This window comes from Bacillus gaemokensis (assembly GCF_001590835.1).
GTDB classification, from domain to species: domain Bacteria; phylum Bacillota; class Bacilli; order Bacillales; family Bacillaceae_G; genus Bacillus_A; species Bacillus_A gaemokensis.
In genome coordinates, this window is the sequence record NZ_LTAQ01000047.1 from 1737 (window position 1) to 3891 (window position 2155).

2 protein-coding genes are annotated in these 2155 nt (G+C 39.4%); both read right to left on the minus strand.

Annotated elements, in window-relative coordinates; all coding sequences use genetic code 11:
• Positions 1–674 (minus strand): condensation domain-containing protein (locus AZF08_RS22995; protein WP_235604079.1); only part of this gene is annotated, 674 nt, incomplete at its 3' end.
• Positions 652–2124 (minus strand): condensation domain-containing protein, encoded by a 1473-nt coding sequence (locus AZF08_RS23000; protein WP_063177386.1) that lies wholly within the window; start codon positions 2122–2124, stop codon positions 652–654. The genes AZF08_RS23000 and AZF08_RS22995, both read right to left, overlap by 23 nt.
• Positions 2125–2155: the final 31 nt, after the last annotated feature.

Below are 2155 nucleotides of genomic sequence, written 5' to 3' on the forward strand. Positions count from 1 at the left end.
CTTTGTTCCTGAATAGCATAGTAAGCTTCGAAGATTTCCTGTGTCACCAGTGGGATACACCAACCATCCATTAGGATATGGTGGAAACTCCAAATAACATGGTATGTTTGCTCCTCAGTACGTAAGATCGTCATACGCATTAATGCATCTTCAGCAAGATTAAATCCTCTTTCCTTATCTTCAGTCGTATACTTCTTCACCCACTCTTCACGTGATGACTCTTCCATTTCATGATCTTCAGCAAGATTAAATCCTCTTTCCTTATCTTCAGTCGTATACTTCTTCACCCACTCTTCACGTGATGACTCTTCCATTTCATGAAGATCTTCATAGTGAAAATCGATTTTTCTATTTCGATATACGATTTGTAACGGCTCATCATTCCCAGCACTCACAAAGTTAGTTCGGAATATGGCATGTCTTTGCACTAACTGTTCTAAACTTTGAGTGAATACCTTTATATTCATACTTCCCTGCATATCAAACGTTGCTTGTTCAAAATAAGCTTCCGATTGCGGATTCATCAAGCTATGAAATAACATACCTTTTTGCGTTGGAGTTAACGGATACACATTTTCAATTTCGCCTATATGTTGCGTTTCCTGTACAACACGATCTAATGCTTCAATCGTCATCCCTTTGAAAATAATATCACTTGGTGTGNGGATACACATTTTCAATTTCGCCTATATGTTGCGTTTCCTGTACAACACGATCTAATGCTTCAATCGTCATCCCTTTGAAAATAATATCACTTGGTGTGAGCTCCGCTCGCTCTTTCGTTATGCAATGTTCAATGACTTCCTGCAAACTCGATTGCAGCCCATTCGCCAATTGTTCTATCGTTTCTCTTCGGTATTGTTTACGATTATARTTAATTGTAAGCGACATTTTTCCATCTAAAATCATACTATTAATATCTAAAACAAATACTCTTARTTGATTTGTATTWGCAGATAAACCACTTGAATAAGAAGATATTTGCATCGCACTATTCTCTAAGTCTTGGTCAAATTGCCCCAAATAGTTGAAGCTAATCTCTGGATTCAGTGTAAAKGYCTGCTTTTCTTGATTTTCAGATAGATATTTTAAAAGACCATATCCAATCCCTTTATTCGGAATTTGACGTAATCCTTCTTTAATATCCTTAATCCGGTGAGAGATATCGCTCCCTGCTTCAATCGGCAAGACTACTGGATATTGACTCGTAAACCASCCTACTGTACGAGTRATATCGAGATCAGAAAGAATGGATTCTCGTCCATGTCCTTCTAAATTCACAACAATGTTTTCCATTCCTGTCCACTGATGAATCGCCATTCCTAAAGCTGTTAACAATAAATCATTGATTTCAGTGTTATATGCYCGGTTTGCTTGTTTTAAYAACTGCTCYGTTTCAGAGGCTGTCCATTGGACCGTGATGTCTTCACTATCCTTTATCAAACCACAATCTTGTTCCTCATCCTTCGGCAACAATCCCGTTGGAATTTGTTCGATTTCATTCCAATATTCGCGCTCTTTCTCCATATCTGGCCTGTTCGCATAAAGGGATAGTTGTTCTGCCCATAATTGGAAAGAATCTGTTTTTTGTGGCAGTTGAATCGCCTCTTCGTTTACCACTTGTTCATATCCCGCCCCGATATCTTCCAGTAATATCCTCCAAGAAACGCCATCCACTACTAAATGATGGATAACAATCAACAAATGATCGCCTTCTGCACATTGGAACAATCCTAGTTTTATTAACGGCCCTTCACTTAAATCAATACTACTTTGAATCCCGTTCGCAGCCTCTTCAATCGCTAAGGTAGGGTTTGCGTTTCCTGTGAAATCCATCACTTCTAAGCTGAATAATTCTTCTTCCCCTATTCCCCGATTCCATGCCTCATACCCTTGTTCTGTTTGACGGAAGACCATACGCAGCGCATCATGATGTTCAGCAATTTTTCGCATTGTCTTACGAAGAGCTAATACATCAAACCCTTGATTCCGGTATAACATAAACGCTTGGTTAAAGTGATGCGGAGCTGTCACCTTGCGGTCGAAAAACCAACGCTGAATTGGTGTTAACTTAGCCTCACCTGTTACTTCGCCTTGTTCAGCAACTCGCGTTATTTTCTCCACATGCGGACTTAAAGACGCAACAGTCGAATAT